20 protein-coding genes are annotated in these 27,000 nt (G+C 67.0%); 8 read left to right on the top strand and 12 right to left on the bottom strand.

Going from position 1 to position 27,000, the window contains the following annotated elements; genetic code table 11:
- Positions 1 to 25: 25 nt before the first annotated feature.
- The 7 genes from fxlM to AB0F77_RS36370 all read right to left on the bottom strand — a co-directional run bounded on the left by fxlM (position 26) and on the right by AB0F77_RS36370 (position 7,801).
- Positions 26 to 2,107 (bottom strand): methyltransferase, FxLD system, encoded by a 2,082-nt coding sequence (gene fxlM, locus AB0F77_RS36400; RefSeq protein ID WP_361956840.1) that lies wholly within the window; start codon positions 2,105 to 2,107, stop codon positions 26 to 28.
- A 21-nt stretch (positions 2,108 to 2,128) separates the two neighbouring features.
- Positions 2,129 to 3,403 (bottom strand): lanthionine synthetase C family protein, encoded by a 1,275-nt coding sequence (locus AB0F77_RS36395; protein ID WP_361956837.1) that lies wholly within the window; start codon positions 3,401 to 3,403, stop codon positions 2,129 to 2,131.
- Positions 3,400 to 6,354, bottom strand: a complete 2,955-nt coding sequence (locus tag AB0F77_RS36390) for a lantibiotic dehydratase (RefSeq protein WP_361956834.1) — start codon at positions 6,352 to 6,354, stop codon at positions 3,400 to 3,402. Before AB0F77_RS36390 ends, AB0F77_RS36395 begins: the two co-directional genes overlap by 4 nt.
- Before the next feature lie 216 nt (positions 6,355 to 6,570).
- Positions 6,571 to 6,750 (bottom strand): FxLD family lanthipeptide, encoded by a 180-nt coding sequence (locus AB0F77_RS36385; RefSeq protein WP_210875011.1) that lies wholly within the window; start codon positions 6,748 to 6,750, stop codon positions 6,571 to 6,573.
- A gap of 188 nt (positions 6,751 to 6,938) precedes the next feature.
- Positions 6,939 to 7,127, bottom strand: a complete 189-nt coding sequence (locus tag AB0F77_RS36380; protein WP_019759144.1) for a hypothetical protein — start codon at positions 7,125 to 7,127, stop codon at positions 6,939 to 6,941.
- Positions 7,128 to 7,145: 18 nt separating this feature from the next.
- Positions 7,146 to 7,358: a hypothetical protein gene (locus tag AB0F77_RS36375; RefSeq protein WP_361956830.1), complete on the bottom strand. Its 213-nt coding sequence runs from the start codon at positions 7,356 to 7,358 to the stop codon at positions 7,146 to 7,148.
- The gene (locus AB0F77_RS36370) at positions 7,355 to 7,801 is read right to left on the bottom strand and encodes an ATP-binding protein (protein WP_361956827.1); all 447 of its coding nucleotides are present in this window, start codon (positions 7,799 to 7,801) and stop codon (positions 7,355 to 7,357) included. Before AB0F77_RS36370 ends, AB0F77_RS36375 begins: the two co-directional genes overlap by 4 nt.
- 241 nt (positions 7,802 to 8,042) lie before the next feature.
- Between AB0F77_RS36370 and AB0F77_RS36365 the strand changes: the two genes are divergently transcribed.
- The 6 genes from AB0F77_RS36365 (at position 8,043) to AB0F77_RS36340 (ending at position 20,198) form a co-directional block, all read left to right on the top strand.
- Positions 8,043 to 9,326 carry an XRE family transcriptional regulator gene (locus AB0F77_RS36365; protein WP_361956824.1) on the top strand — a complete coding sequence of 428 codons (1,284 nt, stop codon included), beginning with the start codon at positions 8,043 to 8,045 and terminating at the stop codon, positions 9,324 to 9,326.
- Positions 9,323 to 9,862 carry a GNAT family N-acetyltransferase gene (locus AB0F77_RS36360; protein ID WP_361956821.1) on the top strand — a complete coding sequence of 180 codons (540 nt, stop codon included), beginning with the start codon at positions 9,323 to 9,325 and terminating at the stop codon, positions 9,860 to 9,862. The genes AB0F77_RS36365 and AB0F77_RS36360 overlap by 4 nt, the downstream gene beginning before the upstream one ends.
- A gap of 171 nt (positions 9,863 to 10,033) precedes the next feature.
- Entirely contained in the window at positions 10,034 to 11,551 is a 1,518-nt protein-coding gene (locus tag AB0F77_RS36355) for a class I SAM-dependent DNA methyltransferase (protein ID WP_361956818.1), read from the top strand.
- On the top strand, positions 11,552 to 12,766 hold the full coding sequence (locus AB0F77_RS36350; RefSeq protein ID WP_361956815.1) for a restriction endonuclease subunit S: 1,215 nt from the start codon (positions 11,552 to 11,554) through the stop codon (positions 12,764 to 12,766).
- A gap of 58 nt (positions 12,767 to 12,824) precedes the next feature.
- Positions 12,825 to 16,283: a DEAD/DEAH box helicase family protein gene (locus AB0F77_RS36345; RefSeq protein WP_361956812.1), complete on the top strand. Its 3,459-nt coding sequence runs from the start codon at positions 12,825 to 12,827 to the stop codon at positions 16,281 to 16,283.
- A gap of 594 nt (positions 16,284 to 16,877) precedes the next feature.
- Positions 16,878 to 20,198 carry a type ISP restriction/modification enzyme gene (locus AB0F77_RS36340; RefSeq protein WP_361956809.1) on the top strand — a complete coding sequence of 1,107 codons (3,321 nt, stop codon included), beginning with the start codon at positions 16,878 to 16,880 and terminating at the stop codon, positions 20,196 to 20,198.
- Positions 20,199 to 20,720: 522 nt separating this feature from the next.
- Here AB0F77_RS36340 and AB0F77_RS36335 read toward each other — a convergent pair.
- A complete protein-coding gene (locus AB0F77_RS36335) occupies positions 20,721 to 21,374 on the bottom strand; it encodes a class I SAM-dependent methyltransferase (RefSeq protein WP_361956806.1) in 654 nt (217 codons plus the stop codon).
- 330 nt (positions 21,375 to 21,704) lie between these two features.
- Here AB0F77_RS36335 and AB0F77_RS36330 point away from each other — a divergent pair, with 330 nt between their 5' ends.
- Positions 21,705 to 22,040 carry a hypothetical protein gene (locus tag AB0F77_RS36330; protein WP_361956803.1) on the top strand — a complete coding sequence of 112 codons (336 nt, stop codon included), beginning with the start codon at positions 21,705 to 21,707 and terminating at the stop codon, positions 22,038 to 22,040.
- An 83-nt stretch (positions 22,041 to 22,123) separates the two neighbouring features.
- On the opposite strand, the gene AB0F77_RS36325 is transcribed toward AB0F77_RS36330, so the two are convergent.
- From AB0F77_RS36325 to AB0F77_RS36310, 4 genes are all read right to left on the bottom strand, one after another.
- Positions 22,124 to 23,044, bottom strand: coding sequence for a nucleotidyl transferase AbiEii/AbiGii toxin family protein (locus AB0F77_RS36325; RefSeq protein WP_361956800.1), 921 nt, complete (start codon positions 23,042 to 23,044; stop codon positions 22,124 to 22,126).
- 38 nt (positions 23,045 to 23,082) lie between these two features.
- On the bottom strand, positions 23,083 to 24,153 hold the full coding sequence (locus AB0F77_RS36320) for a type IV toxin-antitoxin system AbiEi family antitoxin domain-containing protein (RefSeq protein ID WP_361956797.1): 1,071 nt from the start codon (positions 24,151 to 24,153) through the stop codon (positions 23,083 to 23,085).
- Between the two features lie 499 nt (positions 24,154 to 24,652).
- Entirely contained in the window at positions 24,653 to 25,123 is a 471-nt protein-coding gene (locus tag AB0F77_RS36315) for an ankyrin repeat domain-containing protein (RefSeq protein ID WP_361956794.1), read from the bottom strand.
- Positions 25,120 to 25,695, bottom strand: coding sequence for a TetR family transcriptional regulator (locus AB0F77_RS36310; RefSeq protein ID WP_361956791.1), 576 nt, complete (start codon positions 25,693 to 25,695; stop codon positions 25,120 to 25,122). The genes AB0F77_RS36315 and AB0F77_RS36310 overlap by 4 nt, the downstream gene beginning before the upstream one ends.
- A gap of 162 nt (positions 25,696 to 25,857) precedes the next feature.
- Here AB0F77_RS36310 and AB0F77_RS36305 point away from each other — a divergent pair, with 162 nt between their 5' ends.
- Positions 25,858 to 26,781 carry an oxidoreductase gene (locus AB0F77_RS36305; protein ID WP_361956788.1) on the top strand — a complete coding sequence of 308 codons (924 nt, stop codon included), beginning with the start codon at positions 25,858 to 25,860 and terminating at the stop codon, positions 26,779 to 26,781.
- Positions 26,782 to 27,000: the final 219 nt, after the last annotated feature.

Here is a 27,000-nt window from a genome sequence, read left to right as displayed (position 1 = left end):
GGCACCGTCCGCTACACGAGCGGTGTCATTGCCAGTCGACGACGATGCGGTTCAGCGGCGTGTCGAGGGAGAAGAGACCCGGGCGTCGCTCGATCTCGGGGGCGTCGAGGGGCTGGATCTCGAACGTGGCCTCACGGCCTCGGTACTCCCTGTCCCAGGTGCGGATAGTGTCGGCGACCTCCGCGGCCAGCTCATCGCTGCCCGGGCCGTGGCCAATGACGCCGAACTCCCAGAGCTTGTCGCCCTCAGGGGTCTTCTCCTTGGACACGCGCCGGGCGAGGTAGGTGACGGCGCCCTTGTCGACGACCGCAGTTGACGAGGGGTAGGGATCCTCCGTGAGCAGAGTGCCCTTGGCGCTCTGGGGGAACAACATCCGGATCAGGCCGGAAGGGAGGGAGCAGGTGACGAACAGTTCCATCCACTCCGGCGACTCCATGGCGCGGACCGTCATACCGGTCCACTCCTCGGTGCGCGGCTGGTCGAGTACGCCCGCGAGGGCGTCGGCGTCGATGTTGAGTCCGGCAGGGGCCTGGAGTCGTACGGAACCGTCCGTGCTGAGCGGGATCACTCGGCGGTCGTCGTCGGCGATGCCCCGCCGAAGCGGCATGAAGGTGTTCATCTCACTGCCGAGGGACACCCACCGGCCGTCGCGCTGCTCGTAGGCAATGGAGCGGGACACCGTGCCCTTGAGGCGCTGGGGGACGAGGAGCCGGCCGCCGGGTGCGAGCTGCTGCAGCCAGGCGTGCGGTACGCCGTGCGCGCCGACGGTGGCGATGATCCGGTCGTACGGCGCTGCCTCGGCGTAGCCGAGTGCTCCGTCGCGGGTCACGGCCTCGACGTTGGTGATCCCGGCGGCGGCGAGGTGCGTGCGGGCACCCTCCACGAGGTCGTCGTCGACGTCGAGGGTGGTCACGTGTCCGTTCTCGCCGACCAGGTGGGCGAGCAGACCGGCGTTGTAGCCGGTGCCGGCGCCGAGTTCGAGAATGCGCTCGCCGGGCTGGGCGTCGAGCTGGTCCAGCATGAGGGCGACGACGCCCGGCTGGGAGGCGCAGGAGATGGACGTGCCGTCGGTGTCGTACTTGATGTGCACCGGTGCGTTGGCGTAGGCGTCTTCGAGGGACGCGTCGGGCACGAACACGTGGCGGGGCACGGTCCGCAACGCGGTTTCGACGGCGGGCGTGCGGGCGTGTCCGTCCGCGCGGAGCTGGTCGACCAGGGCGTTGCGGAGACGCTCGGCGTCCGCCGTGGGGGTGGTGATCGTGTCGGTGTTCACCGCGCTGACGCTATCGATGTCGGCTGTTGCCTCGGTGGGCGACTCGGTGTGGTCACTCGTTCCCATTACTACCTCTCGTGCGATGTGGGACAGGGCGCTCTGGTCGTCCCGGAGGAGACCGGCGCGGTTGGCGTGGAAGATCACGTGGTGGGCGATGATGGCTCGCAGGCCGCGGGTGAGGGAGCCTCGGGCTGCAAGGTCGGCGAGCGTGGCTCCGGTCCGTTCGAAGGCGGTCACCCATTCCTCGTGAGGGTGGAGTGGGCCGCCCGGGCGGCAGAGGCTGTGGGCATCGGCGGTCATGAGCTTCCGAATGGGCGGAGCCAGTTCGGCTGCTCGTTCGGGTGGTGGTGGATTGTCGGCCGGGCGAAGGGCCGCGACCTTCGCCCATACGTCGCCCTGTTCGAACCAGTCGAGTCCAGCGCCGCGCATCATGACGCTCGCCAGCAGGACGGCGGTCTCCCGGCGTCCCAAGTGCTTCGAGCTCGGCTGGTAGGTGAGCAGGTGGCGGGAGTCGCTGTGGAAGAGTTCGTGGGCTGCGTCCATGGCCTCCGGGCCGCCGAATGCGTCAGTCTCGGGCTCGTAGACGCAGGGCAGGCACGACACGGCCACGCCGTCGCCGATGAGATCGCTCAGGAGCGACTCGATGGCTGGTGAGGGCTTGTCCGCGAGGTAGCGCAGCGGCCAGGGCTGCTTGTTCATGTACCACCAGCTGGTGAGCTGCCCGTCGGCCTCTGCCTCGATCAGGGTGGGGCCGAGGCGTCCGGCGATGGTGCGCTGGGCGCTCTCGCGGTCGACGAAGGTGATGTTGTGCTGCTGCCAGCGGTCGGGAGGCATTGAGGTCCTTCGGTCGGTGGATCAGGCGATGAGGAGGCATGCGTCCCAGGGGGACCGGGGTGGTGTGGCGGTGCTGGGCGCGAGGAGGGCCAGGGCTATGCCGGCGGCGCCGTCGAGTAGGCCGGGGCCGCTTTCCTCCTCCTGGATGAGCGCCGTGGCCATGAGTTCGGGGTCGGTGCCCGGTGGGACGACCGCAGTTAGGAGGGCGGGGATCGCGGCGCGGAGTTTCTCCGCGGTCGAGGGGCGGGCGTCGTCGGCCGTACGCGCGGCGACGTGGGCGAGGCCGGCGAACCCGTGGCAGAGGCCGTTGTCCGTCGTGGCCTTCAGCTGCTCGGGGTCGGTAAGGGCGGCCACGAATGCCTTCTCCGCGGCAATCTGGCGGCGGGTGTCGTCGAGGGCCAGCGCGGCAAGTTGCTGGGCGCGGGCGAGGCCGGCGGTGCCGTAGCACCAGGAGGGCCGCCGGGGCGCGGACGGGGAGAGACGCCCGCTTCGCAGCTCGCCGTGAGTGACCCAGTACGGCCAGGCCGGTCCACCGTCGGCCTCCTCCTTCCAGCGGTCCAGCCAGGTCAGGATGGAGTGCAGTGCTGCGTGGTGCCCGTCGGTGACGGAGCCGTTCTGAGCGGCGATGGCCAGGAGTGCGAGGACGCCGCCGATGCCGTGGGCCATGCCGGTGTTGGCGTGTCCGCCGGGGAATCGGTTGTCCGGGCTGCCCGAGGGCCCGGTCTCCGTCCACCAGCCCGGAAGGGTCTCGCCGTGGTGGGTGATCGGTTCGGTGAGGCGTACGCAGTAGTCGAGAACGGCGCGCGTCGTGGAGCTGCCGGGGTTTCGGCGCAGTAGGTAGGCGCCGTATCCGGTGAGGCCCCGGATGGCGTCGAACTCGGCGAGATGCGGCAGGCGTCCGGCGTCGATGCGGCGGTGTGCGGCGTCGAGACGGCGTCCGGCGTCGACTGCGATCTGTCCGTCCGATGCGTCGAGGGCGCGCTGGTAGGAGCCGGGAAGGTGGTCGGCCGCGCAGGTCAGGGCGTGGGCGAACGCGGGCACTCCGTAGAAGGGGTGGCTGTCCGGGCCGCTGGTGAGCGGCTGCCGGGAGGCGGCGGCGAGCCAGTCGTGGGCGCGGTGCCACGGACCGAGGCCGTTCGCGGCCTGCTCGATGTGCAGGAGCGCGATGCCCGGTGGCCCGTAAGCAAGATGCTGGCGGTCCGAGCACAGCGTCCTGGAGCCGTGAGGCATGGTCTCGGGGTCGGCGAGCCGGGCGGCGATGGCGTCGACCAGGCCGAGCGTGAGGTGCGCGTTCACGAGGCCCTCCCCTTGGTGCGGGCGGTCCAGGCCAGGGCGGCGGCGCGCGCCAGGTAGAGGCACACCTCTTCCTCCGGGAAGTTCACGGCGACGTGGCGCACGAAGTGGACGTGCAGCAGGGATGTCAGGACGTCGTCGACGGCGATGCCCTGGGTGTCCGGGCCGGGCAGGTGCGGCCGGTACGTGGCGAGTGCCGCATCCCGGTCGACCCATCCGGACACGATGGCGTCTCCGCCAGGGACACTGCGCAAGGCCGACCAGTCGTCGCTTGGGTCGGCGAGCCGTACTGCCTCGGTGAACTGCGGGCGCGGAACGGGCACGGGTGCGGTCGGCGAGACATGGTCGATCAGCCACCGCATCCCGGCCTCGGTGGTGCCGAGAAACGCGGAAGCGATGGCGATCGTGTGGGCCGCCACCAGCGTGCGCTGACTGGGGCGCTGTGGCTGTGCGAGCTGGGCCAGGACGGCGCGCGAGTCCGCCCGGAAGACCTCCTCGGCCGCCTCCCATGCGATGCCGGAGCCCCAGCGGCCCATCTCCCGGTACGAGGTGGGATAGCGCAGGTCGGCCAGCAGGCCGATGCCTCGTAGCTCGTCGGCCCAGGCGCTCACCGTTCGGGCCGTGTCGGCGAAGGCTTCCGGGTCGGGGAGGGCGATGCGTACGCGGAGGTGCTGGTCCGGGTCGCGGAAGCGGATGAACCACCACGGCGGGTTGCCGAGTTGTTCGAGGAGGCCGGGCAAGTGCCGAGAGAGCAAGACGTCTTGGCGGCGGGGGTCGCCGTACAGGGCGGCCAGAAGAACCGAGGAAGCGGCGGGCGTCTGCATCTGGGCCGCAGACAGGGCACGGGCCCGGCTGGGGGCGGGCAGTGGCGGCCACGTCGGCGGTCGGGTGGCCTTGAGCGGAACTACGACCTCGTGGGCTCGCCCGCCGCACCAGTCGTACGCTTCCGGTTCCGGGGCCTCGACCAGCACGGCCAGACGCGTGCGGTCGAGGTGCTGACGCAGGAGCGTCCGGTGGCCGGCCTCGTCGAGGTCGAGGAAGAGACGTCGGTCGTCCTCAACGAGATGGATATGGCGCGGCAGCCTCCGCCGGGCACGCCAGTCGGCGAGCGCAGCATCCCACTCGTCCCGAGGGCGGACGTGGCCGGGCAGTTCGGGCGCTTCCAGCCGCCAGCGTGCCGGGGCCAGCACGATGCGGCCGTACCGCAGACGTGGAAGGAACGGCATGGCCGCTGCGGCGCCCCAGTCGAAGACGGTGACCTGCGCGCACTGGGCGCGGGACAGTTCGGTGAGGAACCGCACCAGTGGCGGGGTGTGGGTGTGGAGGTTCAGGGCGTGCATCCCGATGGCCTCGACGCGGTGGCCTCGCTCGGGGACGGCGAGGTAGATGCGGCGGCCGTCGCATCCCACGGCCAAGTCCTCCGGGGTGAGGACGGTGTCCTGCGGGGCGCGGTGCTCCTGAAGGCTGATCACGTTGGGTAGGACCTGTGGCGAGCGAGTGACGTGGGCACTCGCGGGGAGCAGGGGCGGGAAAGAGAGCTGCGCGGGCATGGTGTTGCCGTCTGCGGCCGGGAGGTCGGCAAGCTCGGCGGCCAGGGCCTTCCGCTCGGCGGGGGCCAGCACGCTGAGGAACCGGCCCGCGGAGACGCCGGCGCCTCGGGACACGCTCATGACCTCCAGCCGGAACCGCCCGCGCTGCAACTCCTCCAGGCTGACTGCATGCACCCGCACCCCGATCTCCAAGTGCGGCGGCAGCCGAGGCTCGTCGGGCCCCACGTCTAGGGCCTCAATCTGTTCGTCCGTGAGGATCGCTTCGTCACGGCCGTCGAGCGCCGCGGCCTGAGCCAGCCGAACGAGGGCATCGTCCCGAGCGGAGACGCGGGGCCTGCGTGCGCCGGCCGGAGCGCCTGGGTAGCCGTCGGGATAGCCGGTGCCGCTGTCCGCCACGACCTCCGCGAGCGGCACCATTGTGCCGATGCCGTACCGCTCGTAGAACCGCTGGTGGTACTCGCTCCAGGCAGCGGTCCCGTACGGGCGGCTGCTCAAGCGGGTCAGGATGAGAGCGGCGCGCTCGATCTCGCGTGCGACCGCTTCTGGCAGAACGATCTGCGCGTCCAAGCGGAGGTCGAGGGCGACGGGGTGGCGGCGCAGGCCGGGGACGAGGTCTCGCATCTGCGCCGCCACGGTGTCCCGGCCGCCGTGCGTGGCGTAATCCTCCAGGCCCGCCCGAGCCGCGTGGAGTTCGCGTACGGTCTCCGCGACCGGGGCGAGGCTTCGGGCGTCGATCGCGTCGAGTTGGCCCAGTAAATACCCGAGGGCGTCGGTCTCGGTGCTTGGTGCGTGCAAGCTCGTGATCAGTACCCGTCGCCGGATCAGCTCCGTCAGCAGTTGACGTGCCTTCTCGGGACCGGCCTCGGGGAACTCCGCTCGGAGCTTGTCCACGAGGGTGCCGAACCGGATCGGCGCCCGGGTCGCGGCAAGGACCGCGCGCACCGGTCCGCTCAGGGCTAGGGACGCCTCGACCGCGCGAGTCCGGTCGTCCTGGACGTCGGGCTGGAACGGCACGATGAGCCGGTCTCCCCGGGACGTCACGGTGTTGTTGATGACGACGGGCAGCCGTTCGAGGAGGTCCGAGCAGGACTCCAACCGTTCGACCAGGGCCGCCAGCCACTCTGCCCCCGCGCGGCCCACGGCCACGTGCTCCTCGCCCCAGTCTGCTTGCGCCTGCGGGCCGAACTCCGCGGTGGCCACGCCGGCGAACAGGCCGAAGGGTGTCGCGCGGTGCTGGGCCCGCAGTAGGTAGCGGGTCACGGACAGCGCCGCACGCTGCACATCCCGGAGGGCGGGATGCTCGGCCGTACACAGGGCCCCTACTTGCGCGGCCAGGACCGGGCTGGAGTGCTGGAGTGCCTCGGCGACGTCCTTGTCCGCCCAGACCGCGCGTAGCCACGCCACACGGGCAGACGAACCATTGGGCGAGCGGTCGTCGAGGTCAGGGCATGGAGGAAACGGCAGCGAGGGTCGGACCACGGCGCGCACGAGAGCAGTGGAACCGGTGCGGAACGCTGCGGGCGGAGCAACCACCAAGTACCTCCGTAGGTGAGGGGGCGGGCGGCTGGTGCCGCCGCGTGGAGACGCGGCGGCACCAGACCGGGATGGCTTGGGGCCGGATCAGGCGACGTTGGTGGTGCAGGCGCCGCAGGTGGACCCGCAGTTGTCGTCGGTCAGGTTGACCAGGCCCGCCGGGTCGACGATCTCGACGAGGGAGACGTCCAGGTCGAAGCCGTCCGATGCCCCCGGGATCTGCGGGCGTACTTCGGTGCGGCTGGGAACTACGGTGCTGCGCGTCATGCTTCAACTCCTCGTAATCGTTGTGGTGTTACTGGGCTGGAGCGCCCACCAGGTGCCGCCACGGGAGCGTTGCCAGACGGCTGCTCCCCGACGGCTCCTGGCCGCCCGGCACGAGAGGACGGCCTCCGCGTAGGAAGTCCTCGCGGGGTGGCTGCCTCACGCCGGGAAGTCGTGTGCCGGGAGTCCGATCAAGCCGATGCCGGTCGCCGCTCCATGAAGTAGGCGAGCGCCTGGGCCTTGAGGCGATCGAGGCACGGCTCGCACGCGTAGAAGGGCGCGTGCTGCCCGTCCCACTGCACCGGGCCGAGCCAGATCACCAGGACTCCGGTACGCCCGCAGCCAAGCCAGCAATCACCGGTGATCCACGGCCACTCCATGGAAAGACATCCCCTTTCTCAGCTGGTCGGGATGGTCGACCGGGCGGCCTGGCAGTGGGGAGCGCAGGCCCAGAGCTGGAACGGCAGGCCCCGGTGGCGTACCTCGCCCAGCCGTCGACCGCTCGCTCCCAGCAGCCGGGCGCAGAGGGGGCAGTCCATGGCCATCTGCTGGCGGGGCCGGAGTCGGGCGAGGTCCGGAAGGGGCGAGGGTGCCGTGGCCGGGATGCTCACTTGCCGTCCTCGGTACGGAGTTCCGCCCAGACCTCTTTGCCCCAGGGGCGTCTGCCCGAGCCGTGCAGGTCGTAGCCCCAGCGGTCGGCGACAGCATCGACGAGGAGCAGCCCGCGCCCCGACTCGTCGTCGTCAGCCGCCTGGCTGAGTATGGGCAGACGCGATGGTTCCCGGTCCGCGACCCCGACACGCAGTCGTGTCGCGCTCGGCCGCCCAACCGTGAGGCGGATCTCGGGACACGGAGTGTGCCTGGAGGCGTTCGCGATCAGCTCCGTGACGATCAGCGCGGCACGGTCGGCGAGGCCGTCGAGGTGCCACACGTCGAGGACGTCTCGGACGAGTTCGCGGCCGAGCTCGGCCGTGGACGGCTCGCACGGGAAGGTCTGGTTGTACGTGGGGTGGCCGACGGAGAGGGCCTCAACTGGTGTTCTCAGACTCGTCATTGGGGTGGAGCCTTCGTGTCGTCTCGGCGCCCGGCCCGCCCCCGCGGGGGAACCTCAGGGGCGGGCCGGGCCGTCAACAGCCGCCCGCACGGTGGGGCGCGGCGGGCGACCAGCACCCAGACAACTCCCTTTCCCAGCAGGTTGGTTAGGACGTTCAGGTGCTCAGTCGACGGATCCGCCTAGGGCGTTTTGACCTCTTCTTTACCTGGCGGGCGGGGATAGCGAGGGCTACCGTGCCCGCATGGACACCACCCGCAACACCGTTCTTGAGGCGTGGATGACCGAACACGGCTACAGCTCCAACAGCCTCGCCGAGGCCGTGAACAGGGCCATTGAACGGTTGACCGGGCGCCCTGGTGGCCTCGACGGCTCATCGGTCCGGGCATGGAAAGCGGGCCGGGTCACGTGGCCAAAGTCAGCTGCCCGCAAGGCACTTGAGGACGTCTCCGGACTGCCCGCCGTCGCTTTAGGGTTCGTGCCACGGGGCCGGCCGTCGTCCACCCCGGCCCCACCGCAGCAGGAGGACCTCGACATGAAGCGCCGTACTCTCGTCGGCGGCATCGCGGCGGCTGCCGCAGCAGCAGCCGCACCGGGCACCGCATCGCAGCGCCGTATCGGCATGAGCGACGTCAACCGCCTGAACAAGCGCTTCGCCGAGATCATCGCCAGCGACCACCGGCACGGCGGACAACTCGGCATTGAGCAGCGGGCCGCCGCCCTCGCCGACGAGGCGCTCAACCTCCAGAACGCCGGCAGTGCCACCCAGCGTGTACGAAGCAACCTCTACGCCTCAGCAGCCGCCTTCCGCTCCTCCGCGATGTGGGCCGCCATCGACGGCCGGCGCTACGACGTTGCCAAGGCGCACATGCGTGAGGCCCAGGCCCTCGCCGAGATGTCCGGCGACCAGGCGATCAAGTTCCGCATCTGGAGCCACGCGGGCACCATGTACCGCCACATGGGCCGCCCCGCCGACGCGTTCGCCGCCAACGACGTCGCCCGCAACCTGCACCTCACCCGCCGTGACCCCCTGTTCGCCTCCCTCGGTCTGGCCCGCCAGGGCGCCATCCACGGCACGGCACAGGACCGCACCGGCACCCGCCGGGCCTTCGAGCAGGCGCAGGACGCCATGCTGCGCGCCGATCCCGCCGACTACCGGCCGGTGTGGATGCTCGCCTTCTACGATCAGGCCGAGCTGGACTCCCTGGCGCTCTCCGCACACTTGGCGCTCGGCGACTACTCGACCGCCGAGTACCACGCCCACCGCTGCCTGTCCGCCCTCCGGCCCCACATGATCCGCTCCCGGGCTATCACCACCACCCGGCTCGCGCACGCCCAGCTCGCACAGGGCGCCCCCGACGCCGCCACGGCCACCGCGATGAAGGTCCCCGCCGAAGCCGCCACCCAGCACGCCCGGGTCACGCGCATGCTGCAGGAGTTCGGGGCCGCACTGCGCGCCACCGCGCCGGGCAGCTCCACCGTGCAGACCTGGACCGAGCACACCGCCACCTGGAGGATGGCCGCATGACCACGGCGCCCGCCATCGAACTACGCACCTTCACCACCCTCGACACAGTCCGCGGCGACCTCCTCGACGTGTACGCCGACGTACGCGCCCCGCTCCTCCACCTGCCGAACTACGCGGTCACCGCGTTCGGCGAACGCCTGGACCGACACGGCAGCGAGCCGGGGTTCACGGCCGTCCTCGCGTACGCGGATGGGCACCCGGTCGGTTACGCCTACGGCAACACCATCGAGCACGGCGACCGCTACTGGCAGCGCACCAGCCCGACGCCGGCCGAGAAGTACACCGAGCGCCCGGCCCTGGCCCTGAAGGAAATCGGGGTCCGGCCGACCTGGCGGAAGACCGGCACCGCCCGCCGCATCCACGACGCCCTTCTCGACACCCGCGACGAGCCATTCGTCACGCTCATGGTCAACCCAGCGGCCGGCGACGGAAAGGTCCATGCGCTCTACAGGTCGTGGGGGTACGAGGACATCGGGCAAAGCCAGCCATCACCAGCCTCGCCGGTTCTCACGGTGATGATCCGCACCGCCCGCTGAACAGTCCTACGAGGAACCACCCGGATTCGTTAGACGGCCGACACCTGCTCGCATCCATCTCCTCATAGGTCGCTGGAATGGAACACGCGCTGGCAGACCCTCGCTCCTGCCAGCCATCAACGATCTTGCGATCCTCCCGTCCTCATCAGTGGGCTGCGCTAGCCTGCATCCGTGATTACAGGTGAGCTGAAGAGCAAGATCGACCGACTGTGGGATGCCTTCTGGTCAGGAGGTATCTCCAACCCGCTAGAGGTCATCGAACAGATCACCTACCTGATGTTCATCCGGCGCCTCGACATCCTGGAACAGGCCAAGGAGAACCGGGCCAATCGCACTGGGCGGCCGGTCGAGAACCTGATCTACACGGACGACACTCAAGTACTGCGCTGGTCGGTGTTCATCAACGAGTCCCCCGAGAACATGCTCACGAGGGTGCGTGACGGTGTCTTCCCCTGGCTGCGCACGTTGGGTGGTGAGGGGTCCACCTACGCGCACCACATGAAGGACGCGCGGTTCACCATCACGACCTCGAACCTGCTCACTAAGGCCGTTGACATGATCAACGGTATCGACATGGGCGACAAGGACACCAAGGGCGATCTGTACGAGTACATGCTCAGCAAGATCGCTACATCTGGGCAGAACGGCCAGTTCCGCACGCCCCGGCACATCATCCAGTTGATGGTGGAGATGATGGCCCCGCAGCCCGGCGACGAGATCTGCGACCCCGCCTGTGGCACAGCCGGCTTCCTGGTGGCCTCCGCCGAGTATGTTGAGCGTACTCACCGCGAGGCGTTGTTCGAGCCTGCCCAGAGGAAGCATTTCAACGAGAGCATGTTTCACGGGTTCGACTTCGACAGCACCATGCTCCGCATTGGCAGCATGAATATGCTGCTGCATTCCGTCGAGAACCCCGATATCCGCTATCGCGACTCACTCGCGGAAAGCGTGGCGAGTGAAGCGGACAAATATTCTCTCATTCTTGCCAACCCGCCTTTTAAGGGCAGTCTCGACTACGATGCGACTGCTGCAGATCTACAGAAGGTCGTCAAGACTAAGAAGACGGAGCTTCTTTTCCTCGCCCTATTCCTACGGCTGCTCAAGCCCGGGGGGCGCGCAGCAGTGGTCGTGCCAGAAGGGGTGCTCTTCGGCTCAAGCAAGGCACACAAAGACCTACGCGAGTTGCTTATTGAAGGGCACAAACTGGATGCCGTTGTGAAGCTTCCGAGTGGCGTCTTCAAGCCGTACTCAGTGGTGTCCACGGCCATCCTGTTCTTCACCAAGACCAACAGCGGCGGTACAGACAACGTTTGGTTCTACGAAGTCACGGCGGACGGCTGGAGCCTGGATGACAAGCGCACCCCACTTCTGGGGATGGAAAAGCTTGGGCCTCTTGTGGGCAACGACGCCCTGAGCGCGGACGAGCACGCCAAGAATAATTTGCCTGACGTACTGGCTCGGTGGCGACGCCGCAACGGCAGCGAGCAGAACCGGGAACGGACCAATCCGAGTTTCTGCGTTCCCAAAGAGGAGATCGCATCCCAGGGATACGATCTGAGCCTCAGTCGCTACAAGGAAATCACCCACAAGGAGATCGAGCATCGCTCACCCGCCGAGATCATGGATGAACTCGCGCAGATTGAGGCGGAAATCCAGCAGGGCATGAGTGAGCTGAAGGGCATGATCTAGATGCGCACCTACCCGCTCGGAGACGTCTCAAAATTTTACGCTGGTGCCTCGCTCCCCATCGGTGAATCTTTCAATGGCCAGCCCGACGGGTACCTCCTCGTGAGAGTTTCCGACATGAGCCTGCCGGGGAACGAGCGAACGCTAAAGAAATCTCAGCGCTGGAGTGCCACACCAGGGGCCAGATCAGCTACGTGCCCAGCCGGGTCGCTAATTTTCCCGAAACGAGGTGGCGCCATTGGGACAAATAAGAAGCGAATCGTAGAGCGCCCCTGCATTCTCGATCCGAACTTGATGGCGGTCGAACCCACTCCCGGTCAGCTTGATGGCGACTACCTTTATCACTGGTTTCAGTCGTTCGATCTATCTCAGATTGCGAATGGCAGCAGCATTCCCCAGCTCAACAAGAAGGACTTGACTCCTCTCCGTCTCCCACTGCCACCAATTTCGATGCAGCGGAAGATCGCTGAAATTTTGAACCATCTAGACACTCTGCGCGCTAAGCGGCGTGAAGCCATCTCCTTGCTCGAAGACCTCAGTCAGTCCATCTTCCGCGATATGTTTGGCGATGTCGTAAAAAACGATCGCGGTTGGGATGAGCATCGAACCCTGGGAGATGCAGCGTTTATTGTGTCTGGAATCACGAAGGGCCGCAGAGCGCCTAACGGTCCACTGCGCAGTGTTCCCTATATGGCAGTCGCTAACGTTCAAGAGCGACGCCTTGATCTATCTGCAGTTAAGGAGATCGAGGCTACCGCAGACGAGATCGATCGCTATCGCCTCTTGGAGGACGATCTACTCCTCACCGAGGGAGGGGATCCGGACAAGCTCGGCCGCGGCACGCTCTGGCGAAACGAACTCCCTGAATGCATTCACCAGAATCACATTTTTCGCGTTCGGTTGCGCGAAGGGTCTGGCATTGATCCCATCTTCTTGAATTGGCTTGTTGCGTCAAATCGTGGGCGGAGCTACTTCCTGCGTTCAGCCAAGCAGACAACTGGAATCGCCTCGATCAATGCAACCCAGTTGAAGAATTTTCCGTTGCTCATTCCCCCTATCAAGTTGCAGCAGGATTTTGGGGCTAGAATCAGGCATCTTGAGCAGTGCAAGTCATCCCATGGTGAGCACCTGTCCCAGCTCGACGCGCTCTTTGCCTCGATCCGGCACCGTGCATTTCGCGGCGAGCTGTGGTCGATCCAGGCTGCGTCCGCTACATGATTGCTACCGCCGCCCAGATGCGAGATTACGCCGCCCGCCTCAGTGAAAGGTCACCAACGTGAGCAACTTCGGTTTTCTCCAGGCTGAGTGGCCTGACCTGCACCGAGAATCGGTACACGCTGAGCGGCTGGCGCATGCAGACCCGAGGGCGTCCGCCTTCTACGCACGTCGGGTGCTGGAACTCACGGTGGCGTGGTTGTTCGAAGCTGATGACACGCTCAGGTTGCCTTATCGACGTGATTTAGCGGCGCTGATTGCCGAGCCGACACTGGTGCGAGTCTCTGGCCCTGCGGTCCGGGCGAAGATGGATGTGATCCGTCGGCAAGGCAATATCGCCGTGCATCGCAAGACACCCATCACTCCCCAGGACGCGGTGCGCACGCTCACGGAGCTATTCCACGTCCTGTATTGGATGGCGCGCACCTACACCCGCGACCAGACCCAACTGCCCCCGGCCACGCTCGCCTTCGATGTGGCGCTGATACCTCGACCGGTCCCCGCAGAGGTGCGCATCGCCAAGCAGGCCGAGCTGAAGGCCCAGGCAGAGAAGCACGCCGAGCAAGATGCCGCACTGATCGCGGAGCGGAAGAAGAACGAGGATCTCGATGCAGAGATCGCCGCGCTGCGCGCACAGATCAAGGCAGCCAAGGTCGCTAACGAGGCACAGCCGGACACACACGACTACAACGAAGCCCAGACCCGCACCCTGATTATTGACCTCCTCCTAAAGGAGGCTGGCTGGGACCTGGACCAGCCGAGGGACCGCGAATACCCGGTCTCTGGGTTGCCGACCTCGGCCGCGCCCTCTGGCAAGGGTAAGGTTGACTACGTCCTGTGGGACGACGACGGCAAACCTCTGGCCGTCGTTGAGGCCAAGCGGACCACTCGCGACCCGCAGCAGGGCAAGTATCAAGCGACCGTCTACGCCAGGGCCCTGGAAGATCAGTTCAAGCAGCGGCCGGTGATCTTCTACACCAACGGCTTCCGCACCTACTTGTTCGATGACCTCAGGTATCCTCCTCGTGAGGTGCAAGGCTTTTACACCAAGGATGAACTTCGTCTCCTGGTCCAGCGGCGAGCCAGCCGCCGCAGCCTCGCCAAGATGCCGATCAACGAGCAGATTGCCGGCCGCCACTATCAGTCCCGCGCGATACGACGGATTGCTGACTCCTTTGAAAAGGACTCACTGCGCCACGCCCTGCTCGTGATGGCAACCGGATCCGGAAAGACCCGCACCGTAATTGCGCTGAGCGACTTGATGATGCGCGCAAACTGGGCCAAGCGCATCCTCTTCCTCGCCGACCGCACCGCTTTGGTCAAGCAAGCCACCAACGAGTTCAAGAAGCATCTGCCTGGTGCCCCCGTCGTCAACCTGCTGGAGGAGAAGGACCCCAACGCGCGGGTATTCGTCTCCACCTATCCGACGATGATGAATCTGATCGATCAGACCGACGCTGCGGGCCGCCGTTCCTTCGGCCCTGGCTTCTTCGACCTGATCGTCATCGATGAGGCACATCGCTCGATCTACCAGCGATACGGCGCAATCTTCGACTACTTCGACTCGCTCCTTGTTGGCCTGACAGCGACACCGAAGGACGAAGTCGACCGGAACACCTACCGCCGCTTCGAGCTTGAGGATGGCGTGCCCACTGATGTCTACAGCCTGGACGAGGCGGTGGCGGAGGGCTACCTGGTGGCGCCGCGTGCTGTCGATGTCCCGCTGAAGTTTCAGCGGGGCGGCATTAAGTACGACGACCTCTCCGACGAGGACAAGGAGAAGTGGGACGAGACGGAGTGGAGCGAGGATGGGCAAGTCCCTGATGAGATCACCACAGAGGAGCTAAACAAGTACCTCTTCAACGCCGACACCGTCGACAAGGTCCTGCAGACCCTCATGACGCACGGCCTGAAGGTCGACGGCGGCGACAAGCTCGGCAAAACCATCATCTTCGCCGCCAACAATCGCCACGCGGAGTTCATCGCAGAGCGATTCGACAAGAACTACCCGCACCTCAAGGGTGCCTTCGCCCAGGTCATCACGTACCGCACCGAGTACGCCCAGAGCCTCATCGACAAGTTCTCCGACGCTGCGGAGCTTCCCCAGATCGCCATCTCCGTGGACATGCTGGACACCGGCATCGATGTGCCTGAGGTCGTCAACCTTGTCTTCTTCAAACTGGTGCGGTCCAAGACCAAGTTCTGGCAGATGGTCGGCCGCGGCACTCGCCTCGCACCCGACCTGTTCGGTCCGAACAGGAGCAAGGACGGCTTCCTGGTTTTTGACCTGTGCCAGAACATCGAGTTCTTCAACCAGAACCTGATGCGCGCTGAAGGCAAGGTCGCTCCCTCGCTGAGCCAGCGGATCTTCGAACGCCGCGCCGACCTGCTCCTCGCCCTCGACGGGGCAGAAGACTCTGGCCCAGATGCGGCGGAGTCTGCCGTACGACCAGAGTCCGATGGCACGGTCAGCGATGAGGGCTTGCGCTGGGACCTCGCCACGCGGCTGCACGACGAGGTGACGGCGATGAATCCGGACAACTTCCTTGTCCGTCCGCACCGCGAGCAGATTGAAACCTTCGCGGACTTCGATGCGTGGCTTGCATTCACGCCTGACGCGCACAGCCAAGTCGTCGATCACCTATCGGGACTTCCGACGGCCTTCCGCGACAAGGACGACACCGGGGAGGAGGCCAAGCGATTCGACCTGCTTTCGCTTCGCCTCCAACTCGCCGTTCTGAATGGCGACCCGAGCTTTGCTCGCCTGCGGGACCAAGTCCAGGAGATCGCGTCCACACTGCTCGACCAGCTGACTATCCCTGCGATCAAGGCCCAGCAACTCCTGCTCGACGAAGTGGCCGGCGATGAGTGGTGGCAGGATGTGACGCTTCCCTTGCTGGAGACGATGCGCCGCCGCCTGCGCGGGCTCGTCCGGCTGATCGAGAAGACCAAGCGCAGTATTGTCTACACCGACTTTGAAGATGAGCTCGGCGAGCTGACCGCTGCCACGCTCAGCGGCATGGAGATCGGAACTGATCTCACGCGTTTCGAGCAGAAGATCCGCATTTACCTCAACACGCACCAGGACCAGCTCGCTGTCCAGAAGATCCGTCGCAACAAGCAGATCACCGCGACGGACCTGTCACAGCTGGAGCAGATCTTCGTTGAGGCCGGCCTCGGCACCACAGCAGACATTGACTACATCAAGGACGCCAAGGGTGGCCTCGGCCTTTTCCTGCGATCGCTGACAGGCTTGGAGCGGGAGGCAGCGGCGCTAGCCTTCGACGCCTTCCAACAGGGCAAGACATTCACGGCCAACCAGCTCCGCTTCCTCAACGAGGTCATCGACTATCTAGCGCGGAACGGCACCATTGACGTTGACGCACTGTATGAGTCGCCGTTCACCGCGCTCGCGCCGACCGGTCCCGAGGCGATCTTTCCCGACACCGAAGTAGACGCCATGGTGTCCGTCATCCACTCGATCCGCTCCACTGCTGTCGCGGCCGAAGGCGCGGCCTGATCAACCACTCACAGGGGAGAAGCAATGCGGCAAGAAGAAATCACCAACGAGTGTCCTGGGACGGGGCAGCGTGGGCGCATGGACGAGAGCGCGCCGGGCGACGACTGGTACGTGATCTGCCACGTGTGTGGGACGAAGTGGGCGGGAGGCAGCACCCTTCTTGCGCCTCACGAGGACCTGCGGAAGCGCTGACGCTTGGGCTGGTGGTGCGTGAGCGATGCGTGCGCGGACGACGTGGAATGGACGACCACGGAGTGGATCGTGCATCCTCCGAAGTCCTCTCCCACCTGGTGGTTCCGGACATCCAAGAAGCGTCCGGAACCACCCAACAAGGTTTGGCCAGGACTTCATCTAAGCCCAGTTCCACTTTCAAGCCCTGCGGAGTCCGGGTGACCCGGTGTAGCCGTCGCAGGACGTTGCATTGGTGCTTCTGTGCGCCCCTGCGTGCACCCTCCACGCGCCCCGCGCTCCCCTTCTACGGTCATGGAACTGCGAGGGCCGGAAAAGTCCGGCCCCGACGGGGAGCACGGTGCGGCAGGTGACCGCACTGACTTGACGTCGGCCGGATCTGCCCGCCTTGGGGATGGGGGCGGTATGGGGTCCCGTCGCAGGATCGATGACAGCTTCGAGCAGGCAGTGCAGGCCGCCGTGTCGACGTTCGGGGCGGAGGTCACGCCAAAGCTGAGAGGCGGTGGGTGGCAGGAAGACCAGCTCCGGGGACCGCTGGAGAACATGATCCGGTCCATATGCCGTGGCTTGGGTCTGGACGTCACGCTCATTGGCGAAGTCCCGCTTGTCGACATGGGAGCCCGCCCTGACTATGCCGTTGAGGTAGCAGGCGCCCTCGTCGGTTACATCGAGCTCAAGAAGCCGGGCACCCAGGCCGACCCGTCCGTCTACACAGGCCGCAACGCCGAACAGTGGGCAAAACTACGGCTGCTCAACAACGTTCTGCTCTGTGACGGGAACGAATTCTCCGTCCACCAAGAGGGCCAACAGGTTGGTGAAGTGGCCCACATGAAGGGCTCGGTTCTCACCTCTGGATCCCGGCTTACCCCCGCCGACGGGACACTCGCGCGGGTGCTACGCGAATTCCTGACCTGGGAGCCGCAGACACCTCGCACCACGAGTCAGCTCATCCGAGCAGTCGCCGGGCTATGCCAACTTCTGTCGGAAGAGGTCGGAGAAGCGATCGCACAGGAGAAGAGCCGTCGACGTCCACCGGCATTCACGACACTCGCCAAGGACTGGCGACACCTGCTGTTTCCGGAAGCAACCGACGCCCAGTTCGTCGAGCAATACGGTCAGGCAGTGGTGTTCGCACTGCTGCTCGCCAGGGTGGAGGAGATCAATTTCGAAGGCGAGACTGTGCATGAGATCGCCACGAAGCTCGGCAAGAAGCACTCGTTGATGGGGCAGGCCCTGGATGTCTTGGCCGGCGACTCTGTTGCTGGCCTGTCCACCACGCTGAACACATTGCTTCGTGTCATCGGCGCGGTCAGATGGGATGTGCTGGACGATGGCACCGGGGACGCCTACTTCCTGCTGTACGAACACTTTCTCCAGATCTACGACCCGGACCTGCGGATACGCACAGGCTCGTACTACACACCGCGTGGTGTCGTCTCGGCCATGGCCCGGCTCGTCGAGGACGTCCTGAAGCGGGAGGGTTTCCGTATCCCGTCCGGCTTCGCTTCTCCCGATGTGGTCCTTGTCGACCCAGCCATGGGCACCGGCACCTTCCTCCTGTCGGCGCTGGAGCTGGCCGCCGAGACCATCACCGAGGCAGAGGGCCCAGGTGCGGTGGGCCCACGCTTGCGAGAGATGGTGGGACGTCGGCTGGTTGGTTTCGAGATGCAGGTCGGTCCGTTCGCTGTCGCGGAACTACGCATGCACGCCATGCTCAAGCAGTACGGGTCCGCCGCCCCCGCCCGGGGACTCAGGCTGTTGGTGGCTGACGCCCTGGACAGCCCGACAGCCGAGTTCAACTGGATCCCTCACACCTACCGGGCGCTCGCGGAATCCCGTCGGCAGGCCAACCAGGTCAAGCGGGACGAACGTGTCATGGTCGTCATGGGCAACCCGCCTCACGACGCCGTGAAACGGGGCGCTGGCAAGTGGGTGGAACGAGGGGAGCCCGAGGCGGACATCCCGGCCCCGCTGGGGGCCTTCCGGCAACCTGGCAACGGCAGGTACGAGTCGAAGATCGCCAACCTCTACGTCTACTTCTGGCGCTGGGCCACCTGGAAGGTCTTCGACGCACACGACGACGTGCCATTCGGTGTGGTCGCGCTGATCACGCCGAAGGCATGGCTCAAGGGGCGGGCGTTCGCCGGAATGCGGCGTTATCTACGCGAAACCGCCGACGAAGGCTGGATCGTCGACCTGTCCCCGGAGGGCCACCGCGCGGATGTCGCGACCCGGATCTTCCCCGAGGTCGCCCAGGAATTGTGCATCGCGATCTTTGTGCGGTGGCGGGACAGCCCCAGGCCACGGACGGACCAGCAGACTGCAAAGGTAAGACACCTCAAGGTCGGCGGGCGCCGAGACGAGAAGATCGAACGCCTGACGACACTCAGGCTCGACGACCCCGAATGGCGCGAGTGCGCCACGGGTGAGACGGATGCCTTTCTGCCACCCGGCAGCGACCTGTGGGAGTCCTGCCCGCAGCTGAGAGATCTGATGCCGTGGTCGTCTCGTGGCGTCACGCCTGGGCGCATGTGGGTCTACGCGCCGGACGAGGACACACTTCATAAACGGTGGCAGCGCTTACTCGCCGCGGATACCGAGAGACGCGCCGAGATGCTCGGACGCTCTGGTGAGCGAGCGCCTTCAGACAATGTCCCGCCCCTGCCAGGAGTTGAGTCTCACGGGCGGATACCGCTCGCCGCCGAGCACAGGACAAACCCTCAAACGGTGCGCATTGGGTTCCGCTCGTTCGACCGGCAATACGTGTTGCCGGACAGCCGATTGATGGAGCGAGGCAGAGCGGACCTTTGGCGAGTTCGCAGCGACCGCCAGATCTACACCGTTGAGCAGAACGCCCACCCGGTGGTCAACGGTCCGGCACTGGTCTTCAGCGCCCTCATTACCGACATGGACTATTTCAACAACCGCAGCGGTTGCGCCCGTCCCCTCTACCGCAACGCCGCCGGCACGCTGCCCAACGTCATGCCCGGTCTGCTCCCCCTGCTCGCCGGGCGGCTCGGCATACCGGTCGTCGCTGAAGACCTGCTGGCCTACATCGCCGCGATCGCGTCCCACCCGGAGTACACGGCTCGATTCCAAGAGGACCTCGAAGTCCCCGGCGCGCGGATACCCCTCACCGTTGACCTTTGCTTGTGGGAGCAGGCAGTCGCCATCGGCCAGCGAGTCCTGTGGCTACACACCTACGGCGAGCGGTACGTCGACGAGACGGCCGGGAGGCCGTACGGCAGGGTGCTGCTACCACGCGACCGCCCTCGATGCGTCGAGGAGATCCCGGACGATGCGGAAGCCATGCCGGAGAAGCTGGCGTACGACCCCGTGACACAGGATCTGTGGGTCGGCAGTGGACGGATCAGTCCGGTGCCTCGCGCGGTCCGGGAGTACGAAGTGTCCGGGATGAACGTTCTCGACAAGTGGTTCGGCTACCGACGGAGGAACCCCGCCGGCAAGCGACGCCTCGAACTGGACCACGAGGTAGCTCCGCGCTGGCTTCCCTCATGGACAACGGAGCTGCTGGAGTTGCTGAATGTCCTCGGCCTGCTCGTGCGAGAGGAGCCAGCACAGGCCGATCTTTTCAATGATGTGTGCGCGGGCGAACTGATCACGGTGACGGACCTGACCACAGCGGGGATCCTCCCTGTTCCCACAGAGGCAACCAAGGCGCTGAAGGCAACATCGGACGCGGGCGACGCACTATTCGACCTGTAAGCGAAGGAGCGGCCGCCGAACCACGTGCAACTGGTCCAAGTCGTCGCGAACCTGCAACTCGACTCGACCCGATCGGGCACGAGTCCGCTCCCACCCCGGAGCATGCTGGGACTGCAAGCGCCAGAAGCAGTAGCGCCGCACCTACATCGCTGCTGAACGTGCTGCTCAGGCGACCTCTTCTGCGTGAGCGATGCGTGAGCGGACGGAACCGCACAGGCCATCACCGAGAAGACCGCGTCACGAGTCACATCAGTCCTGACCATGGGGTTCCGGACACCGAAGAACCGTCCGGAACCCCCTAGCAAGCTTTGGCCAGGACTTTTAATCCATTGGTTGTGGGTTCGAGTCCCACAGGGCCTACGGTTCGACCCCAGGTCAGAGCGCATCTGATCTGGGGTCGTCGGCGTTTTCGGGGCTTCGGTGATCGTCAGCCGGCCCCTCGCTCGCCCGAAATGCAGACGATCACGACATGGACAGGCCCCGGTCGGCAACGGGGATGCCGGTCGGGGCCTGCTCGGGTGGTCAGGCGTGAGCCTGGAAGATCAGTGTGCCGATGTGCCCGGCCTTCGGCGCGTCCACCACCGTCGCCTCCGCCGTCTCGAAGCCTGCGCGAAGCAGATGGCGCTCCCACACGGCGGGCTTGTAGCTGTAGCGGTAGGTGAACATGGCCTTGCCCGCGAAACCGCCCTTGTACATGCCCTGCGGTCCGTAGGCGCCGGGGATGGCAGGCGGCTGGGAGAACACGAAGGTGCCGCCCGGGACGAGGTGCTCGCGGACGAGGGGGAAGAGGCGGGACGGGTCGGTGAACCAGGCCGCGCCGAAGATGGAGTAGATCGCGTCGTACCGGCTCTTGTCGTCGGCGAGCCGGTCGAGGATCTCCCCCTGCTCGATCCGCACGCCGAGCGGTGCCCACTTCTCGCCCGCCCGCTGCACCATGCGCGGCGACAGGTCCACGCCGCTGGCCTTCACGCCCTGCTGCGCGAGGTGGGCGAGGGCGCGGCCGGTGCCGCAGCCGATCTCCAGGACGGACTCCGCGGCGCCCAGGAGCTCCGGACCGGGGCCGTGGCCGGCGTACTGGGTCCAGCAGAACGAGGGTTCGGCATCGTCCTTGAACGCCGACTCGGCGAAGGCGTCCCACAGTTCGGTCTCGGCGGCGATGTCGTGCGGTACGGGCACAGCGGTCCTCTGGTTGTCGGGATGCGGGAGCCCCCGCCCTCGGGAGCTGTGAGGGCGGGGGCGACTGTAGCGGGGCTCAGTGGCTGTCGGGCACCTTGTCGTCGCACGGCGAGCAGTCCGCGCCATCGATGGCCCACAGCTCCTCGTCGATCGCCCAGCCCTGGGAGCGGAGGAAGTGCCCGCCACACCGGGTGTTCCAGCGTGCGGATGCGGGACTCGTGGTCGGCGACGTCCTTGCCGACCTCGAAAAGGCCCTGGCTGATGGTGTTGAGCTTGGTCTCTACCCGGGTCAGCGGGCGGTGTGCTCACTGGCGGCTCGCTGTCTCGTCGGTGCGTAGCCAGCTCGGGAGCTGCTGCTGTACGGAGGGCAGCGCCATCACCGGCGCGGGCCGCTCGCGGCGGCTGCCGTCTCCTCCGCCCGGCTGTTATGCCGACGATGGGCAGATCGACGCTCACCTCTCCGGCCGCTCTCTGCTCGCAGTGCTGGTCACCACCCAGCACATCCTCGACCCGCCAGCTGACGACGATCCGGCCGCTTGGTCCCTCGACCACGCCATCCACTCCCGTACCCAGCGGGCCGTCACCACTGCCAGCAGCCGCGAGCGTTCCCACAACAGCGAGGTGACCGCCATCTTCCTCGACGACCGGCCCCCGGCCGCCGACTGATCAGCTGGCCACTCCTTCTGCTTCCACGCTGTGGCTCCTGGGGACCACCGATTCTGGGCAAACGGGTTCCGTACCGGCGGTGTCTACGCCCAGGTACCGCGGTGTGGGTCCCAGGTTCCCTGAGCCGTGTTGTCGAGCATGGGGTTGATGAATGCGGCGGCGGCCTGTTCCGCTTCGGCGAAGGTGCCGCAGCCCTGAAGACCGACAACCAGGGCCGCCTGCTGGGGGTACATGTCCTGCCAGGTGGGACCTGGTGCCTCGAAGACGGCAGGGAGTACGACAGGGGTGCCGTTTCGTCGTCGTCGTTCGGCTTCATGATGCAGAGCATGGGTGACGTCTTGTCCGGGGACGGCTTCCCGCTGGCTGATCAGGAGGAGGTCGGCCAAGTCGCGGTACCGGCTGGAGCCGTACTGGGCGTTGTCGCCGTGCCGCTCGTACATGGCGCAGATCTTGTCGGTAACGTGGTCGATCACGGGGTAGAGGCGGACCTCGGGCCAGTCGACCGGCCATTCGATGTCGACGGCGGACTTCAGGGTGCGGATCTCCGGGGTGCCGGAGAGGGTGCGGCCCACGACGAGGTCGACCTTGATGTCGGCCACCTGGGCTGTGCCGCAGAAGACCTTGAAGTGCTGTGCGCCGCCGCGGCCTTCGTCACTGTGGTTTTCGAACTTGCTTGGGGTGTAGCGGAGGTAGTCCCCCAGGTCCAGCGAGGCGGCCTCGATCACCAGCTGCCGGGCTTCGTCGGCACTGCGCTCGGGGTGCGCGCTCTGCAGGTCGATGTCCTGGCTGAGGCGGGCGGCGCCGCGGTAGCGGACCAGCAGGGCCTGGCCGCCTTTGATGAGCCAGCCGTCGGGTTCCTTGGTGAAGACGCGGGCGGAGAGCCGGTTGAAGTAGAAGATCTTCATGAGGTCGGAGACGCTCATGCCGGTCTGCTTGGACATGTTCCGTGCGGCTTGTGTCAGGGCCGCTCGGAACGCTGTCGGGCTCGTGTAGGTCTTGCCCATGGATCGCCCCCTGGCGTGCTGGTTCAAGTCTGCTGACTTTACGCCCGGGTTGATCGTCCTTCAGGTCTTTGTGCGGGTCGGTCCGTCTTTTCCGCCTCGGGTCGGCCGTCGGCCGGTTCGCTGTCCGGCGTGCTTTTATTCAGCATGCCGAGTCCGGTGATTGCCTCGGTCAGGGCTGGGTTGGACATCTTCAGCTTCAACTGCCGGTCAATGTCTTGGAGGGCCTTACGCAGTCCGGCGAGTTCGGTGGCGTTGGGATAGCCACGCGGGAGGGACAGGTCGGCCAACCGGATCCCGCGGAGCAGCATGGCGGTGTCTTCGTTCCATGCATTGATGGTGCGGGGGCTGCTCGGGGTGTGCTGGGCGAGGTAGGTGGCGAGGTCGGGGTTGTGGGCCAGCAGGTGGACGGCTGCGTCGAAGCCTTCCTGGCTGGCTCGGTCGGCTTCCTGGCGGCGCAGGCTTTCCCCTGCCTGCTGCACGAGGTGTTCGATGAGTTCGCGTCCGGTGGCGGTGACTTTGAGGCCGTACTTGCGGGCGTAGGGCTGTACGCGTTCGGCAAGGTCGTCCAGGGCGATCAGGTCGCGGTGTTCTGCTTCGGCGATGACGCCGCCGATGTGGCCGCCGTCGGCTTTGGCCTGGAGCAGGTCGGTGATGGTACGGCCGGCGGTGGTGACGGGCAGCCCGTCGACCACGGTGATCTCCGAGGACTCCAGCGGTGCGGTACGCAGGCGGACGAATGACTCATTCGTGGTCCGCCGGCGCGGCACGGTGATCTCCACGTCGGGGGCGGGGATGTCGCCCAGTTCATGGAGCTGGCAGGCTGAGGCGTGGGAGACGACGCCAGAGTCCGGGTGACCCGCGGGGCGTTCCCAGGCGAATGTCTTGGGCTGCAGGCGCAGCCAGGCAGCCTTCATCTCCACGTGGCGGGGCGTGCCGCCTGCGGTGAGGAGGTAGACGCCGCGGCTGACGTTCTCCAGCAGGCCGACCTCGGTCAGGCGCAGCAACTGCACGGCGTTCAGGCCGAGCGCTTTGGCCTGTGCGGTGGTGACCAGGCCCCACTGGTCCGCCGCGGCCCCGGAGAGCGCAGCCAGCTGTTCAGCACGGTCCATACAGAGATGGTTGCATAGTTCGACAGAGATGGTTACCTCCAGATGTAACTATCTCTGCATCGATCTAGGAAATTGACGTAATTAACTCTGCCCAGCAGCTTCAGGAGGACTTCTGTAGATGCAGTGCTGGCCCGTACCGGACCTCGGCCGCGCGCGCCACCGCAAGGTGAGAGGCATGGTCGTGGTTCGAGGAGAGCTGTCATGGGCTCTGCTCCGTCAAGAAGAAATCACCAACGAGTGCCCTGGGACGGGGCGGCGTGGGTGCATGGACGGGAGCGCGCCGGGCGACGACTGGTACGTGATCTGCCACGTGTGTGGGAGGGAGTGGGCGGGAGGCGGCACCCTTCTTGCGCCTCACGAGGTCACGGAGTGGACCGTGCATCCTCCGAAGTCCTCTCCGACCTGGTGGTTCCGGACACCCAAGAAGTGCCCGGAACCACCCAGCAAGCCTTGGCCGGGACTTTTGATCCATTGGTTGTGGGTTCGAGTCCCACAGGGCCTACCCGGGAGCCCGCGCGTCCGAGGTGTTCGGCGTGGGGGCTCGGTCGTTTCCCGGCGGGGGTGCTCCCGCGGACAGCAGGGCCGTGATCGTCTCCTGGTGGGGGCCGGTCGTCGCCCACTCCAGCGGGGTGCGGCCCGTGCCGTGGTCCTCGCGGAGGGCGGGGTCCGCGCCCGCGGCGACGAGTGCGCGCACGGTGTCCGTGTGCCCCCAGCAGGCCGCCGCGCACAGCGGTGTGCCCTCGGCGCCGTGGCCGCTCTCGGCGTCGGGGTCCGCGCCGGCCCGCAGGAGGAGTCCTGCGATGTCCGCGGCTCCCTGGACCGCCGCCGCGTACAGGGGGGTCGTGCCCTCCGAGTCGGCCGCCCCCGGACGTGCGCCGGCCCACAGGAGACGGCGGACGAGTGCGGTGTCTCCGGTCACCGCCGCGCCGACGAGGCGGTTCGACAGCTTCTTCGCGCGTCGTCGGTTCACGGCAAGTCCCCCTGCGGCGCGACCAGTTGACGTACCGCTTCGACGATCACCCGGCGGTGGGAGTCCGGGGGGACCAGGGTGTGGACGTCCTCCGTGCCGTGCTGCCACATGTTGGCGATCACCAGGACGAGGGCGAGGAGTTCGGGGGCCGGCACCCGGGTGGTGACGGTGCCGCGTTCCTGGGCCCGCGCGATCGCCGCCGTCTTGTCGGTCATCGACTGGGCGACCAGGGGCCGTACGTCCCGCCGGTCGCCGCGTTCCAGGGCGTACCAGCTGAGGAAGCGCATCACCTGGGGGTGTTGGACGCCGGCGTCGTAGAGCCGGCCGGCGTACTCGGGGAGGTCGTCGGCGTCGATCGGGACGGCGGTGACGGTCTGTTCGACGATCGCGTCGTAGACCGCCTCGAACAGGCCCTCCTTGCCGTCGAAAAAGGAGTAGACGAGCCCGGGGCTGATGCCCGCGCGCTTGGCGAGCCGGTCGACGCGGGCGCCGGCGACGCCGTACTCGGCGAACTCGGCCAGTGCCGCCTCCATCAGCTGCTGCCGCTTGCGGTCGGGGTCACGTGTGCGCATGCCTCCATCCTTCGCTAGTGAACGTTCATTTGACAACTTCGGCCCGCGGCTGCCACTGTCTGTCCCAGGTAATAAATGAACGTTCATTTGAGAACGGTCGGACGCCACAACAAGAGACGCCACGCACCAAGAGACGTCACACGTCACGAGAGGAGCCCCACCATGCCCGGCACCACCGCCCCGCACTGGACCCCGGACGCCATCCCCTCCCAGCACGGCCGCACGGCCCTGATCACCGGCGGCAACAGCGGCATCGGCCTGGAGACGGCCCGGGTCCTCGCCCGCCACGGCGCCCGCGTCCTCCTCGCCGGGCGCAGCGCGGGCAAGCTGGAGGAGGCCGCCGCCGCCCTGCGCGACGAACGGCCCGGCGCCGACGTCGGCACGGTCGTCCTCGACCTCGGCAGCCTCGCCTCGATCCGGCGCGCGAGCGCGGACATCGCCGGGAGCGGGACCGTCGACCTGCTGGTCAACAACGCCGGGGTCATGAACGTCCCCGAACGCCGCACCACCGCCGACGGCTTCGAGCTGACCTTCGGCACCAACCACCTGGGCCACTTCGCGCTCACGGCCGGCCTCATGCCCGCCCTGCGCCGCTCGCCCGCCGCGCGGATCGTCACCGTCAGCGCGCTCGCCGCGGCCTGGCGCGGCGGCCGGCTCGACGACCTGATGAGCGAGCGCCGCTACGCCCCGATGACCGCGTACGCCAAGTCGAAGCGCGCCAACGTCGTCTTCACCCTCGAACTCGCCCGTCGGCTGGAGGGCACGGCGGTGGAAGCGGTCGCCGTGCACCCCGGCTCGGCCGTGACCAACCTCCAGCGGCACAGCAGGGGTCCGCTGATGAAGGCGGTCGTCGGCCTGCTCGCGCACACGGTCATGGGCTCGCCAGAGGGCGCCGCCTGGCCCACGCTGTACGCCGCCACCGCCGCGGACGTGCGCGGCGTGCGGTACCTCGGGCCCGCCGGCCGCGATCAGACCGCGGGCGCCCCGAAGGAGGCCCGCCTCCCCCGGGGCGCGGACGACCCGGCCGAGGGCGCACTCCTGTGGGAAACGAGCGAACGCCTCACCGGCGTGAACTTCCCGACCTGAGCCACTGGACGACCGAGCGGCGCGGCTGTCGGCCGGTCCGGCCCGGTCCCGGCACCGGCCTTGGTTCTGGCCTCGGCCTCGACTGCGGCCCTGACCCGGCTTCGGAGTGGGCGGCGGCCTCGGTTCCGGTTCGGTCCGGGCCTCGGCTCCGCGTTCGGTCCCGACTCCGGCCCCCGGCTCCGCCCCCGCCACCTCGGCCCTGGCCCCCGGCTCTGCCCC

The sequence above is a fragment of the Streptomyces sp. NPDC026672 genome, assembly GCF_040638185.1.
GTDB lineage: Bacteria > Actinomycetota > Actinomycetes > Streptomycetales > Streptomycetaceae > Streptomyces.
Note: the sequence above shows the minus strand (reverse complement) of the source record. Positions and strands in the feature narration are given on the sequence as shown.